The sequence below is a fragment of the Pantoea alhagi genome (genome assembly GCF_002101395.1).
Taxonomy (GTDB): domain Bacteria; phylum Pseudomonadota; class Gammaproteobacteria; order Enterobacterales; family Enterobacteriaceae; genus Mixta; species Mixta alhagi.
This window is the reverse complement of the sequence record NZ_CP019706.1, coordinates 2,034,098-2,058,796: the sequence shown is the minus strand read 5'-3', so window position 1 is coordinate 2,058,796 and position 24,699 is coordinate 2,034,098. Positions and strand designations below refer to the sequence as shown.

Here is a 24,699-nt window from a genome sequence, read left to right as displayed (position 1 = left end):
GGTTAATCCACTTTTTTAATTGTCATTGCTGTTTTATGAAAGTGCGCATTCAACTCAAGCGAATCGTCGCTAAAGACTTTTTCCCACCACGATGTCTTCTTTGGTAAATCCCACGTAGCTAACCAGACCGAATCGTTGAGATTGCGATATGCGCTAATAAACCCCAGGGTTCGCGTATCGTTATTGAGATCAATAAAAATAGTGCGTGCTTCCCCAGGTTGTAATATCGCTTCATAGATTTTTGATGAAGCGGACAACAAAGATTTGCTGTTACCATCAATAATTTCAAAAAAATCAGCATTACTGAAAACGTCCGCTTCCTTGATGTTATAAATAAAAATACTTAGCGGGGCCGGATGACCACTGGCGTTCGGGTTAATATCTTTGTCTGCAATTAGATTTATTTTTATTTCACTGGCCGCTGTTTTCTTCTCATTATTGCTGCTACAGGAAACCAGAACCACTGCCAACACAATTGCTGCCAGCCTCTGTAGCATCCTCGGCCGATATTGGTTGATTTCTGTTCTGCAAAACATATCCCTGACCACGCTATTTTTTCATAATATGAAACGGTTTTTTCGATGTAGCTGATGAGAATTTTGCCGCCGAAGCGGCAAAATTCATTACTTACCGGGCAGGATTAACTGCGCAGGTTAGCTTTAACATCGTAGCTTGTTGAGATAACGCCAGATTTAGCGCCTTCGGCATTCTGCATGACATAGTCCTGAGTCACTTTGGTGAATGCAAAGGTTACTCTCTCACGCGGACGTGTTTCATCTGCGCTGGAGCCTGCGGTTTCAACACGAGTGATAATGACATCGGTGAATTTAATGGTCAGGTATTCCAGAGGATCGCCACCCGCTTTACGCATAACAAATTGAACATCCTTGATATGCTTACCAGACAAACAGTAGCTTAAAAGGTTGGTACTGGCTTTATCAACGTAATGCTCAAAGCAGAAATCTTCAACGGTCGCTTTACCAGAACCGCCACCAGAACCACTGTGCATATTAGCGTGCTGGCTGCTGGCCCAATGCCATGAAAGCACTTCGATTTCATTTTTATGGGTAGCATCCAGAGATTCGCCTTCGATGCCATCAATTTTAATAAACATATCTTGAGCCATAATATTTCCTTTTTCAGCTCTCATTGGATAAAGTTACACAATGTGCAACGGTAAAGTTTCGTCAGAAATATAACTTAATTAATGAAAAATTAATTCCTGACTTTTTCGCGGAGCGCAATAATCCCCGACGCATCCGCATCTTTAAAGAATAATAAGGTAATTATTCTTTGGTTTAATTTCCCATATCAGGCAACATTTTTCAGTGAAGGTAATTTCGCGACCATACGTAAAGAAACGGTCAGCCCCTCCAGCTGGAAATGTGGACGCAGGAAGAATTTCGCCTGGTAATAACCCGGATTACCTTCAACATCTTCCACTACCACTTCCGCTGCCGCCAGTGGGCGACGTGCTTTGGTTTCCTGAGAAGAGTTAGCAGGGTCTCCATCCACATAATTCATTATCCAGTTATTCAGCCATCGCTGCATATCTTCACGCTCTTTAAAGGAGCCAATTTTATCGCGCACGATACACTTCAGATAATGTGCAAAGCGTGAACAAGCGAACAGGTACGGTAAACGGGCAGACAGATTGGCATTTGCCGTGGCGTCCGGATCGTAGTACTCAGCTGGCTTTTGCAGCGATTGCGCACCAATGAACGCCGCATAATCCGTATTTTTACGATGCACCAGCGGGATAAAACCATTTTTCGCCAGTTCGGATTCACGACGGTCAGAAATTGCGATCTCTGTCGGACACTTCATATCTACGCCGCCGTCATCAGTCGGGAAAGTGTGGCAAGGGAGGTTTTCCACCACACCGCCACTCTCAACGCCGCGAATCATGGTGCACCAGCCATAATACTTGAACGAACGGTTAATATTTACCGCCATCGCATACGCGGCATTAGCCCAGGCGTATTTGCTATGATCGGCACCGTCAGTGGTTTCCTCAAAGTTGAAATCATCCACCGGGTTGGTGTTGATGCCATATGGGAGGCGAGCGAGGAAACGCGGCATCGCCAGGCCGATATAACGGGAATCTTCAGACTGACGCAACGAATTCCATGCCGCATACTCCAGGTTTTGGGTGAAGATTTTCGTCAGATCGCGAGGATTAGCCAGTTCCTGCCAGGAATCCATCTGCATCACGGACGGCGCGGCCCCGGTGATAAATGGCATATGAGCGGAAGCGGCGACTTTGCCAATAGACGAGAGGAGATCCACATCCGGCGCGCTATGATCGAAATAGTAATCCGCAACCAGGCACCCGTAAGGCTCGCCGCCGAGTTGACCATACTCTTCCTCATAAATTTGCTTAAACAGCGGACTCTGATCCCAGGCGATGCCTTTATAACGCTTCATGCAGCGACGCAGATCATCTTTGGAGATATCCATAAAGCGCAGCTTCAGCTTTTCATCAGTCTCTGTGTTGTAGACCAGATAGTGCAGACCGCGCCACGCACTTTCCAGACGCTGGAACTCTTCGTGATGCAGAATCAGGTTAATTTGCTCGGAGAGCTTAAGATCGATCTCCGCGATAATTGCCGCGATGTTCTTATACGCATCGTCAGCCATGGTGATCGACGTGGTTAACGCCTGTTCCGCCAGGGTTTTAACCGCAAGTTCAACCGCCGTTTTCGCCTGTTCGGATTTCGGCTTAAACTCACGGGTTAACAGCGCATTGAAATCGCTATGCGACGCTTCCTTCATGGCTGTCTGTTTTGAAGTTTCTGCTTGGGTAGCCATAGTTCTCTCTCTACATCAATTTTTTTGGGACGTGGCTTCATCAGCCTGTTTCGGCTTCGGCGCTGAAGCCAACGTATTCAGCAGCGATTTGTCATTCAGTACTTTCATGACCAGACTTTCCGCACCAGCTTTACCATCCATATAGGTCTGGAGGTTAGCCAGTTGAGTACGGGCCTCCAGCATCTGCGCTAAAGAATCGACTTTGCGCGCGATAGCGTCTGGAGAAAAATCATCCATACTTTCAAAAGTCATATCGACCATTAGCTGACCTTCTCCTGTTAGCGTGTTGGGTACTGCAAATGCCACGCGCGGACGCATCGCTTTCATACGCTCATCAAAGTTATCGATATCGATGCTAAGGAATTTTCTGTCAGCAATCGGCGGCAATGGCTCTAACGGTTTACCCGACAGATCGGCCAGAACCCCCATGACAAATGGCAGTTCAATTTTCTTTTCACTGCCATAAATTTCCACGTCGTACTCAATTTGTACGCGCGGAGCACGATTACGTGCGATAAATTTCTGTGAATTGCTTTTGCTCATAGTAGTCAATACTCTTTAATAACCGTTCATGGATAAATTGTTGTTCGTTTGATGGTTAACTTAATATAATCAGCCAGCCCAGCCCCCCTTTATTTATAAACAAGCTCGACGCCTGCTATCGCATAAACCTTCCCGGCAGTTACGGCCGCGTCCCCTTTTGCATAATAGCTCGCTGTAAATTTGTGACTTATTGGATCAGCCGCAGAAGAAATAACATAATCCTGCCCTGAACTGGCATCATCAATAATAACCTGCGAACTATTTTCCTTTCTTAATCTGATCTGCACATTGTCGCTATAAGTTACTCCGGTACGGTTCACTAAATTACCTGTTTCATTATCCGCAGCAGTGACGCTGCTATCGAAGAAAACAGTCACTGTGCGGCTTGCAGGGCAATTCTTTAGCGTAATATCAAACGGTACACTGCCAGCTTCACTGCCATTATTTTGCAGCGATGCGGTTGACATTCGGGGTAACATTATTATCTCATTATTGCTGTCATTATTTATCATAACTTCGCAGGTTTCATCTGTATAGATACCGGTAAAATTCAAATCTATCGAGCAATCGGTTATACAAGCCTGGGACGAGAAAATGAATATGCCGCTAGCCAGGGTTGCATATAATAAGGTACGAAGATATTTATAGTTCGCCGTGGTGACTGTAATTATTGACATAACACTCCTACCTGAGTAACAAGCCCCATTGCTTCCATAATTTTCCGGGTAACATTAGCATTAGAATAAATAGTACAGAGGCGCTGACCGTTGGCGTTTTTAACATACAGGTTATTTTTCTCTGCCTGCCATCCACGAATAAACGCCATTCCACCCTGGCCAATAATACCAAGACTGTTATTGCGTTCATCGTAGATATCCGAGCCAATCGGTAACGGTTTACCCTTCGAATCTTTGACAATTAACACAACAGGTTCGCCCACCTGCGTTTTTACATTGACCTTAATCGCCGCACCCGTGCGAGGGATAACAGAGCTTTCGTTCTCCAGAACATCAACTGTGTCCGGAAGGCCCTGTGTGTTCACCGCAATGGTATTCTTACGATATGGCGTCAGCGACGGCACGATGGCATAACCATTAGCATCGATTTGCGAGCCATAACCATTCAACATCCTGGCACCTTCGGCACCCGGCGCCTCCACTAACGCAAAGGGATTATCCCCCAATCGCGGCCCGGCGGTGATGCCGCCATTGTGCGCCACCAGGCTGCCGTTTGCTGAAAACGATAACTGGCTCGATTTGTTGCCCACCGCTACTGTCGAACCAAACTGCCCGACCGGCGAGCTATAGTTGATGTTGCCGTTAAAAGTGCTGTTCGTTACGTTATTCTTCGATTTGCTTACTGCGCTACCAACGCCGTAGCTCAACTCATTCTGCTCGCCCTGGCTGCCAATAGCGTTAACCTGCAACGCGCTGCGACCGTCGTTATCATGATAAACGGTAGAATACATCGTGTTAAAAACCGGTTTATCAATCATATTGCTGCGGTCAAGAGGTACGCTGATGGAGAACATAACGCTGTTTACATTGTGTCCGTTGCCGTTATAGGCCCGCGAAGCGGCAACCGACCAGGAAAAATTGCGCTCGGATTTGTTATAGGAGAGCATATATTGGCTGGTCGCCGAACGATCTTTCCAGTACTGGTAAAAATTACCGGAAAAATTCACTCTTCCGCCATTCCAGAGCGGCTGACCTACGCTGACGGTAAAGCGCTGGCGGGTCCGATAGTCCACCATATAATCGTCGGCTCTTGCGCCATAACGCTCCAGCATCGCATCCCTCAGACTGAAAAACCCCTTAGAGGAATAACGCCAGGCGGCCAGCGTGACATCTGTCGCGGTTGTATCGAGATACTTACTGAAACTAATGTTGTAGCTGTTTCCTGAGGAGGATTTCCCCTTCCCCGGTTCGCTATACGCACGGATAACATCCATCGATACGCCACCTAACGGTGTGTTGAAAGCGTTACCTATTCCAGCGGCGGTGTAATTTTCGGACAACTGCCCACCGCCATATAGCGTGTACATATTACCCAAACCATACTGCCAGAAGAGCTGCGCCAGGCTCGGCTTTTCAGACAACGAACTGTCCTGCACTTTACCCACAGTAACGCCAAAACGGGAAACACCATCATGCAGCAACATGGGCGGCGCCGAGAAAGGCACAACGTGTGTTCGCTGGCGGCCATCCGCCTCAATAATCGTCGCCTGCAAGTCGCCGCCATAGCCCATCGCACCAATATCGCTCAGTTCAAATGGCCCTGCCGGAACGGTGGTTTCATAGAGGATCTTTCCACGTTGCGTGACCTGAACCCTGGCATTCGTTTCAGCGATGCCGCGTATCAGCGGAGTGTAATAGCGAAGCCCGTCTGGCAACATACGATCGTCTGACTGCAACTGAATGCCGCGTACGGTCAGGCTGTCGAAGAGAGCGCCGCTGGTTGTGCTGTCACCCAGGGTCAACTGACTTCTCAGCGTCGGAACATCACGCTGAAGATAGGTAAACAACGACTCTGTATGCTTCGAGCTACCGCTGCTCCAGTTAGTATTAAGCCGCTTACGCAGACGCCAGTCGTAAAAATTTAGCCCGGCCATCATTGCAAAGTTGCCGTTGACGGAGCGGTCTTCATTACTGAAAAAGCTGCCTGAATTCTGCTGGACATAAAAGTTTCCGTTATAGTCGAACAATGCCGCTGTTATGCCTGAATCCCAGGAGTTGGGATCGGTATAACCGCGTGGATACCGTATAAGCCAGGCCTGAGGAACAATCAGATCAAGGTAAAAATCGCCGGCCATATAGTTAGCCCTGGCACCCGCAATCCATTTATCAATCGTGGCGCATTGAATATTTTCTTCTTTATTTTGCTCTTGCTTTTCAGGTACCGTCGATGATGGTTCGACGGAATACTTTATACCCAGGCTGGTCAGTTCGTTCTTCGTAAAGCAGGGTTGTGCGCTAATGTCATTCTCTACCGATCTGAACAACACGTTGTGTTGTCCACGACTCTCTCCGTTAACGGAAACCTGTATCGCATACTTGCCAACAGGCGCTGGATTGCCGTTATAGAAGCGGGAAACGTCCACACTCTGTCCATGAATAAAAGAACTATTAAATTTTACAGTTTCTGTACGTATGCCCGGGTCTGTCCTGACAGGTAAAGCGTTGGCGCTGCCGTAAGCGAATATCGAAAATCTCGCGATTAAAACTAAAGAAGCCATGAAGGTACGTCGGATAGCGTACGTAATCTTCGATTCGCGTATTACTCGCTGTGCGTATTTCCTGGTTTCTTTTGGTTTCACTTTCCCGCCTCCCTGAGCAAAAAACTCCGTTTCCTGACCTCAAATAAAAGCTATTTCAGCCTGCAAAAAATTTCTGGTGCGTTTATTTGGGTAGCGTACTTATCATTAATTCGCTGGCTGACTTCGGAACCAGTTGATATTCTGCAATGCTGCCATAATCGCTAATCAGGCGAACCGTGACGCTGTCAATAGTTGCTGGTCGAGATGTCTTACTATCAACTAACATTTCTTTGCTGCCAAAAGGAGGAATCATATCGACAGCCAGCGGAGACTTTGTACTACCTGATGTAATATAAGCCGAATAGAATGAAATATAATAAGGCGTCGGATTGATGACTTTAATTCCCCTGGCAGGACGAATAAATTCCCATTTCAGCTTTTCAACTTCCTGAATACTGCCGCTTTTCAGTGCTGACGGGCGATAGAAAATTTTAATACGCGTTCTGAATGCCAGTTCAAGACGATCAAAATCCTTCACTGTTTCATTTTCCGGCGGTATTTCCAGTAAATTAAACCAAAACACGGATTCACGGTCTTGAGGAAGACTCATACCATTATAAATAAGGCGAACACTCTGCCCTTTACCTGGCTCGACGCGGTAAATCGGAGGTGTGACAGTAAACGGTGCTTTTATGCTATTGATATCATCATTTTTGCCGCCATCATCAACCCATACCTGGACCAGCAATGGTACAGAGTCTTTATTGGTTGTTCTTACGTTTTTTTCGCGCACATTCCCTGGGAAAATAATACGGGTTCCGGAAATCGTCATGCCAGCAAAAGCGCTCTGTGTTATAAATACCAGAGAAACAAAAGCAGTGATTAATTTTAAAATAATCGCATATTGATATTTCATAGCGCTACCCTGCATGTATGACATCCCATCAGATTAAATAGCAACAAAGTTTTTTAATAAAAGGGCGATTACTCGCCCTGCTTTAAGCTAAAAACCAACAATTATGGATAAGCCAGAGTATATTTCGCCTGCGCGGTTACCCTACCCGCAGTGGTGGCATCTGTCGCGTAGTAACCGCCATAGTAACGCATGGTCGCATTGCCGCTGTTGACGGGGAACGCTTGACCCGTTTCGCCCAGTTTCAGGGGCTGTTCGTCAGAGTTGTACAAACGAACCTCTACATTTCTCGCCTTAGTTTCGGTTCCGTTGTATTGATTAGTCAGGTTACCGGTAGCGCTATTCACACCACTAGAACCGATCGCTTCGAAATGCGCTGCCACCCTGCTGATACCCTGCGGGCAATCGGTAACATTCAGGTCGAAACCTTTTGAACCTGCGGTCGCGCCAGCAATCTTCAAAGTCTGAGTGGATATTTTCGGCAGCTGTACCTCACGGTTACGGGAGTCAGTGGCAATATTGCAGGTTTCAGAAATCAACTCACCATTAAAGGTTACGGTACCCTGAGTCACTGCCGTGGTTGCTTCACCTTCAGCCAGCGCAGAAGCAGATGTAGCCGCCAACGCCATTGCACATAGTGTCAGTTTTATATTACGCATGTGATAATTCCTTATATGCTTTTTATTTAACGTTAAGTAAAAGGAGACTGCTATCATCTCCATTTATGCCCTGTGTTCTTAACAATTAGTCTGTTGCCATTTCCTCCGTGTTTCTAATAATTACGACATCCTTGCTATGTGACAGGACTACATGCATAGCAAAATTTTTATTTTTAGAAAAATTTTCTCCTGCCATATTAAGAACAGTCCTGCCGATTTCAGGAAGAATATTTTTCTCAATAAACCTAATCAGCATTCTTGCACCTGTTTCTGCTACTGGACATTGCTCTACAATATGCTGAACCAACTCATCGCTAAACGTTAGCGCAATGTCATAATTGACCTTCGCACGTGCTGCGATACGACTCAAATGAATATTCACAATATGTTGCAATGAAGAAACAGATAACGGCAAATAAGGTATTACCGTCACCCTCCCCAAAAATGCTGCCGGAAAAACTTTTAACAATGAAGGCTGTAATATCGTTAATAAGCTCTCTTCATCCGGCATGGTTTCAGGATCAGCACAAGCACTGCTAATAATATCGCTGCCGGTATTACTGGTAAGCAGAATAATGGTGTTACGGAAATCTATCTGCCTGCCTTCGCCATCTTCCATCGTTCCTTTATCAAAGACCTGGAAAAAGAGTTCATGAACATCCGGATGCGCTTTTTCCACTTCATCCAGCAAAATCACACTATAAGGTTTACGGCGTACCGCCTCGGTTAAAACACCACCTTCACCGTAACCTACATAACCCGGTGGAGAACCTTTCAGTGAAGAAACCGTATGCGCTTCCTGATATTCACTCATGTTGATGGTGATAAGATTCTGTTCGCCGCCATAAAGCTGATCTGCAATCGCCAGCGCGGTTTCGGTTTTACCAACGCCGGACGGCCCCACCAGCAAAAAGACGCCAAACGGTTTTTGCGGGTCGGCAAGGCCAGCGCGCGCAGTCTGAATACTCTGACTTAAACAGGTCAATGCATACGGCTGGCCAATGACCCGTTCTGACAGGCGCTGCGGCAGCTCCATGACTGTGCTGACATCATCTTTCAGTACCTGCCCTACAGGTATACCCGTCCAGTTAGCCACAATTGAGGCTACTACTGCGGCATTAACCTCCGCCTGAACCAGCGGCTGTTCGCCGCGTATTTCGCTCAGTGTCGCCTCAAGTTCGTTAAGTCGGGTCTGTAAAGAGGCCACGGTCTCTTGCTCTGGTACACCTGATTCTTCTGTCGTGGCGGACAGAAGTTGCCGACGCGTATCATTAATACTGGCAACCAGTTCAGACTCTTGCGTCCAACGACGCTCGAGGATTTTCGCCTCTTCCGCATGTTCCGTAATCATGCTCTGGATTGGCGTAAGGCGCTGCTCGTCCTCTTTTCCGAAACCTATCGCCTTTTCAAGGAGCGATAGTTCAGCCTGTGCGGACTGACTGCGGAACTTCAGCATTTGTAGCTCCGTCGGAGGCGTGTGCTGTGCTACCGCTACCCTGGCACAGGCAGTATCCAGCAGACTTATCGCTTTATCAGGCAATTGACGAGCCGGAATATAGCGATGAGAAAGCCGGACAGCAGCCCGGACGGCCTCATCCATGATCCAGACGCCATGGTGTTTCTCAAGTACCGGCAGCAAACCGCGCACCATTGCGATAGCCAGCTCTTCTGAAGGTTCTTCTACCTGCAACACCTGAAAGCGGCGGGTCAAGGCCGGATCCTTTTCAATATGGCGTTTGAATTCACCCCAGGTCGTCGCGCCGATGGTGCGCAATTGACCACGCGCCAGCATGGGTTTCATCAAATTCGCCGCATCGCCCGTTCCGGCATTGCCGCCCGCGCCCACTAATGTATGGATTTCATCAATAAACAGAATTACCGGTTCTGCGGAGCCGACAGCCTCTTCCAGGACTGACTTAAGGCGCGCCTCAAATTCGCCTTTCATACTGGCACCCGCCGAGAGCGCCACCACATCAAGCGTCAACAAACGAACTTTCTGCAGAGAGGGAGGAACCTCGCCCGCCGCGATAGCCAACGCCAGCCCTTCGACTACAGCGGTCTTACCTACCCCGGCCTCCCCCGTCAGTAATGGATTGTTCTGCCGGCGACGCAACAGGATATCTACCATGGTATTGATCTCTTTATCGCGTCCCAGTACGGGATCGATTTTTCCTTCCCGCGCCAGCGCGGTGAGATCTGTCGAAAATTGGGCCAAACCACCGCCATTCAGAGAGGATCCCATGGCATTACTGGCCTCGCCGGGGATCCCCGTTTCACCAGTTATCACCGCATCGCCTGCCAGGTCGCTTTGTTCAGCAGAATCGCGGACGATATAGCCAAGGTCTTTATTTAATTGTTCCAGCGGGATTTTTTCAAATAACGGAGATATAGCGAAAAGCGCGCGCCGTAATTCCATTGTGGTAAGCATCGCCATCAACAAATGGCTGCTGCGAATGCAACCAGCATGGCATTCAAGGCTGGCGAATACCCAGGAGCGTTCAATCGCTAATTCTATATGATAAGAAAAATCAGATATTGAACTGGCTCCTGTTGGCAGGCGAGTTAATGCCTGCGCAAAATCGCGTTCCAGCATTTCAGCGTCGATTTCGAAATATCGAATAATATGCTTAACATCACTGTCTTGCTGCTGATATAATTGATTTAACCAATGCACCAGCTCAACATAAGGATTGCCACGTAATTTACACAGTGTTGTTGCACTTTCTACACTTTTAAACAAGATAGTGTTGAGCTTGTTAAATAGATTTTTTCTGGTTATTGCCACAATAAAATCTGCCCTGTTTTAATTCGAAATTTGATTGCCGTGCTCATCCACCTGCCCTCATGGATAAGGGATAAGAACACCCTACTTTTATATATTAATAAATAAGATGAATAACTCGACTACCAGGCCAACTGTTAGTCATTTTATTTATTTTACTGGTAAATAAAACCCCCAAACACAGAAAACCTGTTTTTTAAGAATATTGCTCGAGAGACATTCCTATCATTTGACCGGCACAGAAAAGATTTTCATAACAAAAATATCTATTTTTAAGAATGCAGCCCGAGAAATATTCCTAAATTAGCAAAAGCAATTAATATGCATGTCAAAAAAATAATTTTTACTTTTAGAATGACGTTAATAAAGAGAGGAAAAGAAGCTCGATGAGAACCGCATGATATTCCCGCTTCTCCCGCTTCTAAGCATTATCTTCAGTTAGATTTAACTCTCCGATAATTACAGGATGCCAAGTGGAACACAATTTTCTGGACTACTACAATCGGGAACTGACTTTCATTAGGGAAATGGCGCACGAGTTTGCTGCTCGCCACCCTAAGATTGCCGGGCGCCTGGGAATGAACGGCATCGATATTGCCGATCCTTATGTTGAACGGTTAATAGAAGCTTTTTGCTTTTTATCTGCCAGGACGCAGATAAAGCTCGACGCTGAATTCCCCAAATTTACCCAGCGCTTGCTTGATATCGTCTATCCCAACTATAACTCGCCAACACCCTCAATGGGGGTCGTGCAACTAAAGCCAGATCTGAGTGAAGGCGATTTAACGAATGGCTATCTCATTCCTAAACAGAGTGCATTTTACAGCCGTATACTGCCCGGTGAAATGACTCGCTGCGAATTTAGAAATAACCAGGATGTGACATTATGGCCGCTGGAGCTGACAGAAGTCAGACTAACCTCGGTTCCTCCTGATATACCTGACCTTGAACATTATCGTATCAAGCGCCACCAGTTAAAAGGCGCACTACGCATGAAATTGAAACTGCAGGGTGATCTGCTGTTCTCCAGCCTGAAAGGTCTGGATGAACTTCCAGTTTATATTCAGGGAGATGAACGTATTGTTTCACATACCTTTGAGCTGCTTCACGGCAGCCATATCGCAACGGTAGTACGTAGCGGAGAACAAAATAAACTACAGCACCATGTCATCAGCCATCAACCGTTAAAATTCGAAGGTCTGGCGCCTGATCAAAGCCTGTTACCGCTGCAATGGAATATGTTTCACGGTCATACATTAATTCAGGAGTATATTGCATGCCGTGCGCGTTTTTATTTTTTCTCTCTCACTCAGCTCTCCGCTGCGCTGGAACAAAACAACACTAACGAAGTAGAAGTCATTATTCTGCTAACTAAATTGCCGCAGGATCTTACCGTTCACCTCGACGCTTCGCGTTTTTTACTTTTTTGTACCCCGGTCATTAACCTGTTTCCAAAACGAGTGGACCGCATTGAGATCAATCGGGCATTGAATTATTTCCATATTGTTCCCGATCGCAGCCGTTCTCTCGACTATGAAGTTTTTTCCGTAAACAAAGTATTGGGTCTGCAGGCGGAAACCAGCGAAGAGTTAGTATTTAATCCGCTTTATCAAACTCGTCATAGCGATATGGGCAATTTTGGGCGTTACTTCTCGGTTAAGCGAGAGATGCGCGCGAAAGAGACCACCGGCCGCAAATATGACACCCGAACACCTTACAGCGGCACCGAAATTTTCATCTCGCTGGTTGACCAGCAAGAAGCGCCCTATGGCGAACATATCCGCTATCTGTTGGTCGATGCGATGGTCACTAACCGCGATTTGCCTCGTCTTCTCACCAATACCGGCAACTTCGATCTCACCATGTCGGATTCCGTCCCTATTCATGGCGCGCGTTTTGTCAGCGCGCCCAGCGCTCCACAACCTCCCTTATCCGTGGGTGAGTCCGCATGGAGGCTGATCCGCCAGCTGAGCTTTAATTATCTGCCGCTCTCGGATATGGAACACGCTCAGGGCGGCGAGTCGCTGCGTAATATGCTAATGCTGTTCACCAGCGCCGCTGATCCTGAACCCATCGAACAAATTAACAGCCTGGTAGGATGCCAGACCAAGCCAGTAGTACGCCGCCTGGCGGACGATGGATTGCTGGTCTACGGACGCGGAGTAAACTGTAGCCTGACCGTGGACGAAGAGGGTTTCTCCGGCATAAGTCCCTATTTATTTGGCCTGGTGATGGAAAACTATCTGGCGCGCCATGCCTCCATTAACGTGTTTACGGAAACTGAACTGCATTCCATGCAACGCGGGTTGATCGCGCGCTGGAAAGCGCGCCCGGGCAGACGGGGGGCGTTATGACAAAACCTGATGGGCTGGAAGCCTGGTTTGATACTCAGGTTCCATGGGAGGCAGGTTTCATCAGCATCATGCGAACAATTGCCGCCCGTACACCGACTTTGCCACCGCCGGGTAAGGCCACGTTGCCTTCTCAGGAGCGCTTCCGCCTTGGGCAGGTAGCAAGCATGGTCTTCTCGCCGCGCGAGATAGCCGCCATCAGCCAGCAGGATGACAACATTAAGCTTCAGTTGTTCGGATTGGGGGTTTGGGGCGCGCAAGGGGCGATGCCGCTTCATCTTTCTGAGCTGGCCTACTCACGCTATGAACAACACGACCACACGCTAATCGACTTCGTGGATATCTTTCACCATCGGGCGCTTAGCCTGTTCTATCGTGCCTGGTTTTTATCGCAGGATACTGCCTCGCTGGATCGTAAAGACGACGAACGTTTTTCATTTTATGTCGGTAGCCTGGTAGGGCTGGATCCCGCTGAGCTGGATCCAGAACCGCTTCCGGTTCATGCCAGGCTGGCCTCTTCTGCGCATTTGGTTCGTGAAGCCCGTAATCCGGACGGCCTGCTGGGCGCTATGCAGTACTACTTCAACGTTCCTGTTCAAATGAAAGAGTTTGAACTGCAATGGATTTTCCTGGAAAGCAAAGATCAAACCGCGCTTGGCGATGACTGCTACGCATCTTTACTGGGCGACGGCGCAATCCTCGGCAGTACCGTGCTCGACAGGCAGCACAAATTCAAATTGTTAATGGGACCGCTTTCCCTCTCTCAGTACATGCTTTTCAGCCCATGGGGTCGCGACATGTCTGTACTTCGTGAACTGGTGCGCAGCTTTATCGGTTTCGAGTATGCCTGGGATGTCCAGTTAATCCTGGCACCCGATCAAGTACCGCGCGCCACGCTCGATGGTAATCATCAGCTTGGTTACGCCAGTTGGCTAGAGCGAGAGACGTGCGATTCGCCGGTTTACGGTATGAGCTTTGAACCGGAAACGTATCATCGCTAACAATCGCGCCGAATTAAGGATACCGACAACAGGGATAAAAAATAAAACGTGATGAATCATATACCAGGCCTGAGCTGTTCAGATTATTACCAGCATGTCATGCAGCCAATCACAGAGGATGCCCCCTGCGGCGAAAGTCTGGATTACGATCCAGCATTTATCATGCTGCAATCCCGGATCCAACCAAAACTGGGAGCCGAATATGGCAGCTTCGTCGAAGCGGCAGAACCCATTAACTGGACGGAAATAGAGCAAAGCTGCCTTGCCCTGCTGCAAAAAAGCAAGGATATCAGACTGCTGGTTATCCTGATGCGCTGTCGATTGCGTAAGATTGGCCTGCCTGCGCTGGCGGAAGGTACTGAAGTCCTCCACGCCCTGCTGAAGACCTGGCCAGACGATCTCCATCCCCAACTGCTGGACGAGGGAGAGTTCGCCCCTATATTGCGGGCGAACGCATTCGCCGAACTGGAGGATATTAATGGACTGCTGGCGGATTTACGCAACCAGCCGCTTCCGAGAGCCGCCGGCTTACAAATCAGCGTAAAGGAGTTTGAAAAGGCGCATCAGGTTCCCCGGGAAGAAGGCGCTCTGTCGGATGCGACAATCGCCGCATTAGTGCACGAATGGCATCTCAACGCACGGGACGCCATTCGCCCACTTACTCAGGCGCATTTCTTCTTGCAGGAGATAAAAAAAATACTTGCCGCAACGCTTGAGGATGAAGTGCCAGAACTGAACGTGCTGGAAAATATTCTTGCCATGTTTTCCAGTGAATTCGGCAGCACAGCGCCGGCGGCAGATCTCAGTGCGGATACCTTACCGGAAATCCCCACACAAGAGGGACTTTCTGCTCCTGTACCCCATGTCGTGCCACCTCCCGTTGAGACCCTACCGGTCAGTTGTGATCTTCCTTCGGCGTCCCCGGAAACCCGCAAGGGCATTAACAACCGCACCGATGCGCTACACCGGCTGCAAGAAGTTCGCAGCTGGTTCGCAATGACCGAACCCAGTAGCCCGCTCATTCCGGTTTTGAGGTACGCAGAGGAGAGCATTGGGAAAAATTTCGCCGAACTCTTAAAGATGTATCCCCCTGAAATCGTCACCATTCTGAGTCAAGAGAAGGAATAAAAGATGATAAGGCTCGCTATCGCTCTGCTTTCCACGATATTGATATCGCCTGGCGCCCAGGCCGTCTGTACGCTTTACCTCGGTCAGCCGACGCCGCTCGCTATTACCTCAAAGGTGATCACCATATCCTCTGATGAAGAGATCAATACCACGAAGCCTATCGCTCAGTACGACAGCCCGACGGTAGGAAGCAAAATTAGCTACAAGGACTGTATTGAAAATACAGAATATGGAAAGCGCGTAGTGAATCTGTTGGGTCAGGATCCGACCACCAAGATCTACCAGACCAATATTTCCGGTATTGGCATTAAGCTATTATTCAGCAATGGCTCGGCCTTTGGTAACTTTCCGTCCACCAGTCATCTGCATTTTAATAACGGTGCGACAGTAGGCACACTGGATGTTCCCGAGCAAACGTTCTACCGCATCCAGTTTTTTAAAACCGGCAGAATACGCCTGAATAACCCAACGGGCGATACCGTGCTACCTCCAGGTCTAATCGCCTACAGCTACATGCTGAATGACAATCTAGCCAATTTCACCACCAGTCTGACTATTGGCGAGATGAAAATAATCAGCACCCCGGCGTGTACTACCGATAATGCCAAAACCGTCGATTTTAATACCGTGACGCCCACGCTGCTAAGCGCAGGCGTGACCCGCAATATAGATTTCGCCATTGTGTGTAAGAGCGACTATGGCACCTATTCAGCCAAAGCCTCAATAATCACCGACACCCCCTCTTCAGACGGCAGCTATATCCGGGTCGAAGATGCGGCCGGCAATAAAGACAGGCTGAGGATCCGCATTACCGACGGTAACAAGCAGTTAATGAAAGTCGACGGCACCACTTACGAGCAAAAGAGCAATATCACCAGCCAGGGCCCTGCCGAATTCTCATGGGAAGCCACGTTAATTCCAGGTAATACCGCCAAGCCCGCTGGCGGCGTTTTCACCGCGAAAGCAGAAATCGTTTTTGATATTCAGTAAACGGAATAATTAATGGATCAGGGAAATATGGATAACCCAGCGACAATTTTTATCAGCATCGCCAGCTATCGCGACCCGGAACTGTTGCCGACACTCAGGGATATGTTGCGCCATGCTGCACATCCGGAAAATCTGCATATTGCGATTTGCTGGCAGGACAACGAAATGCCTGAGGTTTTCGAACAGGCCGGATTTACGCCACTGGGAAGCCGGGTCGTCAAAGGACGCGAAGTATTGATGTTTCGCCATAACCAGGCCCGCATTGATGTGATCAGCGTCCACTATTATACCAGCCAGGGGGCATGCTGGGCGCGCAGCCTGGCGGAGACGCTGTTCGAAAATGAGCGCTATTTCCTGCAGATAGATTCTCACTGCCGTTTTATTCCTGACTGGGATAATGAAATGATCTCCATGCTGCGCCAGCTCCAGGCGGAGTCTCCCCGCCCGGTCATCTCCTCTTACCCCCCGGCTTACAAGCCAGGGGATGACGAAGAGGCCAGTAAAAAGACCTATGTCAGCCGTCTGATTTTCCGTGAATACGACGCGCAAGGCATTCCGATGTTTAGCTCTACGCCGTTTCAGGCCGGGGTACCGGTACGCGGTAGCTATCTGGCTGGCGGGTTCATCTTCACTCTCGGCGATTTTGTAAAGACGGTACCCAACGATCCACAGATATTCTTCGCCGGAGAAGAGATAGCCATGGCGGTCCGTGCATTCACTCACGGTTACGACGTTTATCATCCCCATAAGCCGCTGCTCTGGCATTACTACCAGCGTAAAGAACACAGCAAAGTCTGGGGCGATCACAATAATCAGGCAAAGGATCAGGGCAAAGTCGAAAAAGCATGGTGGGAAAGAGACCTGATTTCGAAAAAACGGGTCAGGACCCTGTTAGGACTTGAAGAGAAAGAATCTGTCGCCAGCCTCGCCCCTTACACGCCTGGCAATCAGAGAACCCTGCGACAGTTTGAATATCAGGCTGGTATCTGCCTGCAAAGAAGAACGGTTTTGCCTGAAGTCATGGATAGCGAAAAAATTAATTTCTTTGCTACGCCGCCTGCCGACGAAACGGAATGGCTTAACCGGCAGTACGCCTACTACAAAAAATCCATCACGCTGAACGCGTCAGATTATGAGACCGATGAAACCGGGATGAGCAATCTGCATCTCAGTGTTTATAACACGCAGAATATTCTGCTGTATAAGCGCACGCTGGAACCCCGGGAGCTGGAAACGTTACGCACCGAATCGGCCGATAATGTCCCTACGCTTTTACTTGAGTTTAAAACCGCCAGCATTGACAGGCCTGCTGTTATTCGAATATGCCCGTGGTCAGATACCTCGGGCTGGGGCAACGTCACGGAGAAAACATGGTGAAAAGCGAAACCCTTTTTTGCAGGCTGACGGGCATCGATACACTTCTCTCCTTTGACGGGATCATCCCCTCCGCTGCGGACTTTCAGCTCAAACTGATCTTGCTCATCGAGCAATTTAATAAGGCGCTACTGACGGAAGGCCAGACACAAGCAGAGAGTGAATCGCTCTGCCGCGCGCTATGTTGTTATTTCGATAAACGGCTCACCAGTAATGAGCAACATAACTCTCTTTCCTGGCAACGTTATTCACTGGTGCATTACTTTTACGGTTACACCGAAAGTGAAGAAAACCTCACGCTCTCCGCCCAGCTGGACGCTCTGCTCAATACTGACAGCGATGTGATATTTCGTTACGCGTGGAAGCTGTTAATGCTGCTGATACAAATGGAAGGACGAACCGAAACGCTCATTGCATTGCGTACCGCCTGGCGGGCTCGCTATTTTTCGCGCGCGCGCGTTCCATTACGCTCATCAGCAGAAGAACCAGGGTCGTGGATCGTACAACACGGCGATGCAGGTTCTCCCCGCTTGATGGTCTTTATTATTGGACCGTTCGCCGGGAAGTGGTTTAGCCAGGCCAATCTCTCTTCCAGTAGCGACAACAGTATCGTCTGGGTTGTTGCTGAACACGTCAGCACGCTGAGCAGCCGACTGGAGCATGTGAAAAAAAGCCACGATACGGTAACAACGCTGGCCTTCTTTCCGCTACTGGCGGATGGTTTAGAAAACAGCAGCGTCATGATTGAACAAATCACGGCGTGGCAATACGCTTTTTCATCAAACCGATTGCCGGAGCATTTACCTTGTCTGCTTGGGCTTTATACACGACTAAGCCAGCAACGTTATCCTCATGATCCGGACAGGGCTATCTGGACAGGCGGACTGACAGCGTCGCCTGACTGCCACCTCAAGCTGGAATCGCGTCTTGTTAACCTGATTACCGAGCTTGACGCCCGCGATGACGGCAGCGATCTCTACGCGATTCAGCGCCATGCCCTGGCCTGCACACTCATCGCCTGGCTGGCGGAAAAGCGAATCATGAGTGTGTTGCAAAACCTGTTCGACAGCACGCAGATCGATCTGGCAGGCGTCCTCCTTGCCGACCATGGACAAGGATTCACTCGCCATGGTGCCTGGTGGATCTGGCTCGCGGAGAAATACGGGATCCTGCCGGGTTTGTCGACATCCATTTCCATGCCGCCGCTACCCGCAATTCCGTTGCTACCGCTCATCGAACAGGAACAAGAACCAGAAGCTGCGCCTGAACGTCCACCAGCGATCGCACTATCGCCGGTCCGTAGAAAGTGGCCCGGTATTGTCGCGCTACTGGCGATCCTTGCCTGCCTGATGACGGGTTTTTATTACTATGGCAAACGGAACATCGTCGACATTCTGGCTCACCTCAGCCGGATAACGCCGTTAAAAACGTTAATGAGGGAGCATGAAGAGAGTGCTGACGCAGCATTATTCACCCTTTCCGGCACAGCGCCGCTGTTTGAAAGCGGCAGCAGCAATTTGAGGCCGGGCATGAAGAAATACTGGCAGGGCTGGTTCCCAAAATAAAGGACGCGCCGCAACAGAAGTACCTCATCATCGGTCACTCGGACGATACCGGATCCGCCGCCATAAACCTGTCGTTATCAACCGAACGCGCCAGGAAGATTCGGGACTGGCTGACAGAGCAGACCGGTTTGCCCGCCAGCCATTTTATTATTGAAGGCGCGGGTAACTCCCGTCCAGTAGCCAGTAACGATACCCAGGAAGGACGCGCACAGAACCGCCGCGTTGAAATCATTCCGCTACCTGTACAACACCATTAAGGAATAAGAGAGAGTCACCTATGAGCACAAAACCTGTGACCTATCCGCTTAACGAAGGGAGTTTCATGACATTCGACCCACAGGAGGATCAGTCAATTAATATCCTTCGCTTTATGGACGACGATCATAATCCCTATAATATTTTGATTAACCGCGCCACGCTGGAACAGGATCAGACAGTAGATGATTTTTGCGAAAAGCAATGGGATAAAATGAAACGATTTGTCCCTGGTTTTGAGGTGGAGGGGAAAAACCTGAAACATGAGATTGGCCCGGCAAAGCTGCCTGTACTGCAAACCGCCAATAAATTTCTTGAAGATGGTGCATGGGTTCGGCAGGTATCGTCAATTGTGACGCTGCCCTGGCATCCGCGACTTAATCCGCACTCACGTAAACTGATAGTCTTCACTCTCGCTACCAATAATGATTTCACCGAAGCGCAGCGTAAACATTATGTTCGCATTATTAATAGCTTTATTCCGGCTGACGCCCCTCTTGCTGCGGAAAGCTAACGCAGCCCCATTGTAACAATCCCGCCTCTAAAACCAGAATTTCGTCCGAAGTTCTGGTTTTCCTTGTTCCTGGTGAAAACGTTGTTCTTGGAGAGTTTTTATATTTATCACTTTCAATCACTCTTTCCGCCTGAGATTACCGCAGCGCTTCTCGCCGCGATATCAGGCCCGCGTCATAAGCCTAACGCGAAATTATCATTACGCGCCGGCATGACCCTGCATGAGGATATTGTGCCGGGCAGTCTATGTCTGAGGCTGTTTTTTCACGGCTATCGTCGCAATTTCAGCCTGTTTATTAGCGATGTTTATTATCACTACCTGGTACAGTCGCGTTTGGCGCGTCGTCAGGGGAACGAGCTACAAATAGTCAGTCTTGCCCGCAGCCGCCCTGACTGGCTGGAGGGCCATTTTATCTTCCGATCAGCGCTCATTTATCAGTTGGCGCTCTACTCGCCTCATGAAGAATAAATAACGTTTTTTCCTTACCGCCGCAGTTTATTCCGGCGTGGCCTGGCACTATGCGGTTAATCGTTATCCGGTGGCGGGAATAGCGCGTTTTTTACGCCATAAGTAGATTCTCGTGGCTATTTTTTGCCCCAGGATCAGTAGCAGCTGCTATATAAAAAGCAGCGGATCATAATTTCTGCCAAAAAAGTCGAAACTTGTAACGCTTATTCATATAAAATTTAACGCATCAGGAACATTTAGCTCACAGAAGAGCGCTATCAGGAACACTGAACACCCGTACTTTATCTGCTGGTATACAACCAGGCTGGTTGTTTACTTAGGTTTATGGCAACACTCAAGAGGACTAAATTATGGGGAAAGACTCCTCATCTTTACGCGTGATACGGCTTCTCACCGTATTATTCGCTGTGCTTTGCGGCGCGTATTTGCTGATTGGCGGGCTTTGGCTCTCCACAATAGGTGGTAGCTGGTACTACGTTATTAGCGGTATTGCGATGCTGGTAACGGCCTTTCTGTTATATCGCCGTCACAGCGCCGCGCTGGTGGTTTACGCGCTGCTGCTGCTCGGTACGGTAGCCTGGTCAGTATGGGAAGCCGGTTTCGACTTCTGGGCCCTGGCACCGCGTACCGATGTTTGGGTTATTTTTGGTATCTGGCTGCTGTTGCCGTTTGTCTATCGCGGCATTACGCCGACTCACGGTAGCAAAGCAGGCGCTTCCCTGATGGGTCTGAGCCTGGCTGTCAGCGTTATTGTGCTGGCATGGGCGGTGTTTAACGATCCGCAGGAGATCAACGGCACCCTGCCAGCCTCCGCACAAACTGCACCGGCTGCGGCTGATACCTCGATCCCACCGGGCGACTGGCCGGCCTATGGCCGCGATCAGGCAGGTACCCGTTATTCTCCGCTGACCCAAATCAACGAGAAGAACGTAAAAGATCTGCAGGTAGCCTGGACCTTCCGTACCGGCGACCTGAAAACGCCGAACGATCCGGGTGAAATCACCAATGAAGTGACGCCGATTAAAGTCCGCGACACCCTTTACCTGTGTACTGCACACCAGATCCTGTTTGCTCTGGATGCTACGACCGGTAAAGAGAAATGGAAATTTGATCCAGGTTTGAAGTCAAACCCAACTTTCCAGCACATCACCTGCCGTGGCGTTTCTTATCATGAAACCCCTGCTGCTGCTGATGCGGGTACTGCTGCGCCTGCACTGTGCGCACGCCGCATTATCCTGCCGGTAAACGATGGTCGTCTGTTCGCGCTGGATGCTGAAACTGGCAAACGCTGTCCGGACTTCGCTAACAACGGCGAGCTGGATCTGCAGCACAAACAGTCAGTCTCTACGCCGGGTTCCTATGAGCCAACCTCTCCGCCAGTTATCACTGATAAAGTCATTGTGGTCGCGGGCGCGGTAACCGATAACTACTCCACGCATGAAGCGTCAGGCGTTATCCGCGGCTTTGACGTGAATACCGGCGCGCTGCTCTGGGTGTTCGATCCGGGCGCGAAAGATCCTAATGCCATCCCGGCAGACGGTAAAACCTTCGTACCGAACTCACCTAACTCCTGGGCGCCTGCGGTTTATGACGCCAAACTGGATCTGGTTTACCTGCCGATGGGCGTCTCCACGCCGGATATCTGGGGTGGTCACCGTACGCCGGAACAGGAGCGTTACGCCAACACCGTTCTGGCTCTGAACGCCACTACCGGTAAGCTGGCATGGTCTTATCAGACCGTTCACCATGACCTGTGGGATATGGATCTGCCGTCCCAGCCGACGCTGGCTGACATTACCGATAAAGATGGCAATACCGTTCCGGTTATTTACGCGCCTGCCAAGACCGGTAACATCTTTGTGCTGGATCGCCGCAACGGTGAGCTGGTTGTGCCTGCGCCGGAAACCCCGGTTCCGCAAGGTCCGGCTAAAGGCGATCGCCTGTCGCCAACCCAGCCTTACTCAGAGCTGACGTTCCGTCCGAAAGATAACCTGTCGGGCAAAGATATGTGGGGCGCCACCATGTTCGATCAGCTGGTGTGCCGCGTTATCTTCCATCGTCTGCGCTATGAAGGCCCGTTCACGCCGCCGTCTGAACAGGGTACCCTGGTATTCCCGGGCAACCTTGGCATGTTTGAATGGGGTGGTATCGCCGTCGATCCTAACCGTCAGATCGCGATTGCTAACCCAATGGCGCTGCCGTTTGTTTCTAAGCTGATTCCACGTGGTCCAGGTAACCCGATGGAGCCGCCAGCCGATGGTAAAGGCGGTTCAGGCACCGAAACCGGTATTCAGCCGCAGTATGGCGTACCTTTTGGTGTGGAACTGAATCCGTTCCTTTCTCCGATTGGCCTGCCGTGCAAACAGCCAGCCTGGGGTTATATCTCCGCGCTGGATCTGAAAACCAACGAAGTGGTGTGGAAAAAACGTATCGGTACCGTTCGCGATAGCGCGCCGGTTCCTCTGCCGTTCAAAATGGGTATGCCGATGTTGGGCGGCCCGGTAACCACGGCAGGTCACGTATTCTTCATCGCAGCGACAGCGGATAACTACCTGCGCGCTTTCAGCACCAATACCGGTGAGAAACTGTGGGAAGGCCGTCTGCCGGCTGGTGGTCAGGCAACGCCAATGACCTATGAAGCCAACGGCAAACAGTACGTGGTGATTTCTGCTGGTGGCCACGGTTCTTTTGGCACCAAACTGGGTGATTACATCATTGCCTACGCGCTGCCGGATCAGAAATAATCTGCCCCGCAACGCTGACAAAACCCCGGCCTGACGCCGGGGTTTTTTTATGCCTGCGGCACGATCGCCAGAAAAGCCATAGCAATCTATAGCGCGCCGCAAACGCTTATGCTTTTCTTCCTGCCCTGCGCATCTGGTACAGGTTACAGAGCGCGCCTGCGGCCATAATCGCGCCGGTAGCCAGAAAAACCACCCGCATGCCCAGCCAGCCGCCGACCATGCCGCCGAACAATGGCCCGCAAACCTGCCCCACATATTGCGCCGAAGTGGACCAGCCCAGCGTTCTGCCCACCTGCTCATTAGCGACATGATGCCGTATCAGGCTGGCAATGCAGGGCAACAGCCCGCCCAGCGCTATGCCCATCAAAAAGCGCAACACCACTAACTGCCAGGCGCTGGTAATAAACGCCTGCGGGATCAACAGTAATGCGGCGGCAAACAGCCCGCCAATCAGCACTGGCCAGTGGCCGATGCGATCCGCTAACCGCCCCAGCCAGGCCGCTGAAATAATGCTGCCTAACGCTGCCATCGCCATCACGACGCCCGCCACCCACGTGACCCGCTCAGCCTGATCAACAAATTGCGCTACGTAAAGCGTGATGATCGGCTCCACGGACATATTAGCGAAGATCAACAGCATCCCGGTCAGCAGCATCAGCGGAAGAATGCCGCTGCGCAGAGTAAACCCGCCAGCTGTCTGCGAGCGCTGCGATATCGCTGGTCGCGGTGCCTCTTTCAATAACAGACAGGTGGCAAGAAAAGCAAAAAAGATCACTGCTCCCGCCAGCCAGAAGGTTGCACGGATGCCAATCAGCGGCGGTAAAAAACCACCGATTAACGGTCCAGTCACGTTGCCCGCCATAATGCCTGATGAGAGCATGCCCAGCGCCCAGCCGGTATGAGCCTTTGGCGTTTGTGAGGCAATAAGAATGGTCGAGCCAGAAGCATAGCCGCCCAGCAATCCCGCCAACAGACGCAGCGCCACCAGTTGCCAGGGCGCTTCCGCCATTCCAATTAGCGCCATTGCCACCGCCATCCCTAAGCTGGCGCGGATCAGCATCAGCTTGCGCCCGTAGCGATCTGCCAGCCGCCCCCACAGCGGTGCGGTCAGCGCAGCGGTAAAAAACGTTGCGCCATACGCCAGACCAGACCAACGGGCAATCGCCGCCGGATCGCTCACGCCCAGCTCCGCTACATAGAGCGGCAGAAAAGGCAGCAGCAGCGTCATCGCCACCAGCGTGGTAAAAGAACCGACCATACATACCCACAAATTACGTCGCCAGTATTGCGCCGCCTCTGGCTCATTACATTGAGAACTGCCCATTTTTCTTCTCCTTATCGTCAG

19 protein-coding genes and 1 pseudogene are annotated in these 24,699 nt (G+C 50.0%); 10 read left to right on the top strand and 10 right to left on the bottom strand.

Annotated features, from left to right (window positions below):
* Window positions 1–2 precede the first annotated feature (2 nt).
* From tssJ to tssH, 9 genes and pseudogenes are all read right to left on the bottom strand, one after another.
* A complete protein-coding gene (gene tssJ / locus B1H58_RS09630) occupies window positions 3–473 on the bottom strand; it encodes a type VI secretion system lipoprotein TssJ (RefSeq protein WP_237172471.1) in 471 nt (156 codons plus the stop codon).
* A gap of 167 nt (window positions 474–640) precedes the next feature.
* A complete protein-coding gene (locus tag B1H58_RS09625) occupies window positions 641–1,126 on the bottom strand; it encodes an Hcp family type VI secretion system effector (RefSeq protein WP_085069788.1) in 486 nt (161 codons plus the stop codon).
* A 185-nt stretch (window positions 1,127–1,311) separates the two neighbouring features.
* Window positions 1,312–2,811 (bottom strand): type VI secretion system contractile sheath large subunit, encoded by a 1,500-nt coding sequence (gene tssC / locus B1H58_RS09620; RefSeq protein ID WP_085069786.1) that lies wholly within the window; start codon window positions 2,809–2,811, stop codon window positions 1,312–1,314.
* Between the two features lie 15 nt (window positions 2,812–2,826).
* The gene (tssB, locus tag B1H58_RS09615; RefSeq protein ID WP_085069784.1) at window positions 2,827–3,354 is read right to left on the bottom strand and encodes a type VI secretion system contractile sheath small subunit; all 528 of its coding nucleotides are present in this window, start codon (window positions 3,352–3,354) and stop codon (window positions 2,827–2,829) included.
* Window positions 3,355–3,443: 89 nt separating this feature from the next.
* Complete coding sequence (locus B1H58_RS09610; protein WP_085069782.1) at window positions 3,444–4,031, bottom strand: fimbrial protein; 588 nt, start codon at window positions 4,029–4,031, stop codon at window positions 3,444–3,446.
* Entirely contained in the window at window positions 4,022–6,589 is a 2,568-nt protein-coding gene (locus B1H58_RS09605) for a fimbria/pilus outer membrane usher protein (protein ID WP_237172470.1), read from the bottom strand. The genes B1H58_RS09610 and B1H58_RS09605 overlap by 10 nt, the downstream gene beginning before the upstream one ends.
* A 163-nt stretch (window positions 6,590–6,752) precedes the next feature.
* Window positions 6,753–7,526, bottom strand: coding sequence for a fimbria/pilus periplasmic chaperone (locus B1H58_RS09600; protein WP_085069778.1), 774 nt, complete (start codon window positions 7,524–7,526; stop codon window positions 6,753–6,755).
* A 101-nt stretch (window positions 7,527–7,627) separates the two neighbouring features.
* A complete protein-coding gene (locus B1H58_RS09595) occupies window positions 7,628–8,182 on the bottom strand; it encodes a fimbrial protein (protein WP_085069776.1) in 555 nt (184 codons plus the stop codon).
* A gap of 199 nt (window positions 8,183–8,381) precedes the next feature.
* Window positions 8,382–10,967, bottom strand: a pseudogene (tssH, locus tag B1H58_RS09590) (type VI secretion system ATPase TssH); the annotation flags it as partial.
* 470 nt (window positions 10,968–11,437) lie between these two features.
* Between tssH and tssF the strand changes: the two are divergent.
* The 10 genes from tssF (at window position 11,438) to B1H58_RS09545 (ending at window position 23,354) form a co-directional block, all read left to right on the top strand.
* A complete protein-coding gene (gene tssF, locus B1H58_RS09585) occupies window positions 11,438–13,318 on the top strand; it encodes a type VI secretion system baseplate subunit TssF (protein WP_085069772.1) in 1,881 nt (626 codons plus the stop codon).
* A complete protein-coding gene (tssG, locus tag B1H58_RS09580) occupies window positions 13,315–14,316 on the top strand; it encodes a type VI secretion system baseplate subunit TssG (protein ID WP_085069770.1) in 1,002 nt (333 codons plus the stop codon). The genes tssF and tssG overlap by 4 nt, the downstream gene beginning before the upstream one ends.
* 51 nt (window positions 14,317–14,367) lie before the next feature.
* Window positions 14,368–15,444: a type VI secretion system protein TssA gene (locus tag B1H58_RS09575; RefSeq protein WP_085069768.1), complete on the top strand. Its 1,077-nt coding sequence runs from the start codon at window positions 14,368–14,370 to the stop codon at window positions 15,442–15,444.
* Between the two features lie 3 nt (window positions 15,445–15,447).
* Complete coding sequence (locus B1H58_RS09570; protein ID WP_085069766.1) at window positions 15,448–16,434, top strand: fimbrial protein; 987 nt, start codon at window positions 15,448–15,450, stop codon at window positions 16,432–16,434.
* Between the two features lie 12 nt (window positions 16,435–16,446).
* Entirely contained in the window at window positions 16,447–17,811 is a 1,365-nt protein-coding gene (locus B1H58_RS09565) for a UDP-N-acetylglucosamine-transferase (RefSeq protein WP_237172469.1), read from the top strand.
* Complete coding sequence (locus B1H58_RS09560; RefSeq protein ID WP_237172468.1) at window positions 17,805–19,373, top strand: DotU family type IV/VI secretion system protein; 1,569 nt, start codon at window positions 17,805–17,807, stop codon at window positions 19,371–19,373. Before B1H58_RS09565 ends, B1H58_RS09560 begins: the two co-directional genes overlap by 7 nt.
* Window positions 19,346–19,630, top strand: coding sequence for an OmpA family protein (locus tag B1H58_RS21015; protein ID WP_335671929.1), 285 nt, complete (start codon window positions 19,346–19,348; stop codon window positions 19,628–19,630). Before B1H58_RS09560 ends, B1H58_RS21015 begins: the two co-directional genes overlap by 28 nt.
* Before the next feature lie 20 nt (window positions 19,631–19,650).
* Window positions 19,651–20,142, top strand: coding sequence for a DcrB-related protein (locus B1H58_RS09555; RefSeq protein WP_085069764.1), 492 nt, complete (start codon window positions 19,651–19,653; stop codon window positions 20,140–20,142).
* A 63-nt stretch (window positions 20,143–20,205) separates the two neighbouring features.
* Window positions 20,206–20,610 (top strand): hypothetical protein, encoded by a 405-nt coding sequence (locus tag B1H58_RS09550; protein WP_085069762.1) that lies wholly within the window; start codon window positions 20,206–20,208, stop codon window positions 20,608–20,610.
* Window positions 20,611–20,960: 350 nt separating this feature from the next.
* Window positions 20,961–23,354 (top strand): glucose/quinate/shikimate family membrane-bound PQQ-dependent dehydrogenase, encoded by a 2,394-nt coding sequence (locus B1H58_RS09545; protein ID WP_085069760.1) that lies wholly within the window; start codon window positions 20,961–20,963, stop codon window positions 23,352–23,354.
* 106 nt (window positions 23,355–23,460) lie between these two features.
* Here the strand turns inward: B1H58_RS09545 and B1H58_RS09540 are convergent, their stop codons facing one another.
* Complete coding sequence (locus B1H58_RS09540; protein ID WP_085069758.1) at window positions 23,461–24,678, bottom strand: MFS transporter; 1,218 nt, start codon at window positions 24,676–24,678, stop codon at window positions 23,461–23,463.
* Between the last annotated feature and the right edge of the window lie 21 nt (window positions 24,679–24,699).

Excerpts from the sequence above, each read along its gene's own strand:
- tssC (WP_085069786.1), bottom strand. The coding sequence starts at position 2,811 with ATGGCTACCCAAGCAGAAACTTCAAAACAGACAGCCATGAAGGAAGCG.
- B1H58_RS09560 (WP_237172468.1), top strand. The coding sequence starts at position 17,805 with ATGGTGAAAAGCGAAACCCTTTTTTGCAGGCTGACGGGCATCGATACA.
- B1H58_RS09540 (WP_085069758.1), bottom strand. The coding sequence starts at position 24,678 with ATGGGCAGTTCTCAATGTAATGAGCCAGAGGCGGCGCAATACTGGCGA.
- B1H58_RS09605 (WP_237172470.1), bottom strand. The coding sequence starts at position 6,589 with ATGGCTTCTTTAGTTTTAATCGCGAGATTTTCGATATTCGCTTACGGC.
- B1H58_RS09570 (WP_085069766.1), top strand. The coding sequence starts at position 15,448 with ATGATAAGGCTCGCTATCGCTCTGCTTTCCACGATATTGATATCGCCT.
- B1H58_RS09565 (WP_237172469.1), top strand. The coding sequence starts at position 16,447 with ATGGATCAGGGAAATATGGATAACCCAGCGACAATTTTTATCAGCATC.
- B1H58_RS09545 (WP_085069760.1), top strand. The coding sequence starts at position 20,961 with ATGGGGAAAGACTCCTCATCTTTACGCGTGATACGGCTTCTCACCGTA.
- tssG (WP_085069770.1), top strand. The coding sequence starts at position 13,315 with ATGACAAAACCTGATGGGCTGGAAGCCTGGTTTGATACTCAGGTTCCA.
- B1H58_RS09595 (WP_085069776.1), bottom strand. The coding sequence starts at position 8,182 with ATGCGTAATATAAAACTGACACTATGTGCAATGGCGTTGGCGGCTACA.
- tssB (WP_085069784.1), bottom strand. The coding sequence starts at position 3,354 with ATGAGCAAAAGCAATTCACAGAAATTTATCGCACGTAATCGTGCTCCG.
- B1H58_RS09575 (WP_085069768.1), top strand. The coding sequence starts at position 14,368 with ATGAATCATATACCAGGCCTGAGCTGTTCAGATTATTACCAGCATGTC.
- B1H58_RS09600 (WP_085069778.1), bottom strand. The coding sequence starts at position 7,526 with ATGAAATATCAATATGCGATTATTTTAAAATTAATCACTGCTTTTGTT.
- B1H58_RS09555 (WP_085069764.1), top strand. The coding sequence starts at position 19,651 with ATGAGCACAAAACCTGTGACCTATCCGCTTAACGAAGGGAGTTTCATG.
- B1H58_RS09625 (WP_085069788.1), bottom strand. The coding sequence starts at position 1,126 with ATGGCTCAAGATATGTTTATTAAAATTGATGGCATCGAAGGCGAATCT.
- B1H58_RS09610 (WP_085069782.1), bottom strand. The coding sequence starts at position 4,031 with ATGTCAATAATTACAGTCACCACGGCGAACTATAAATATCTTCGTACC.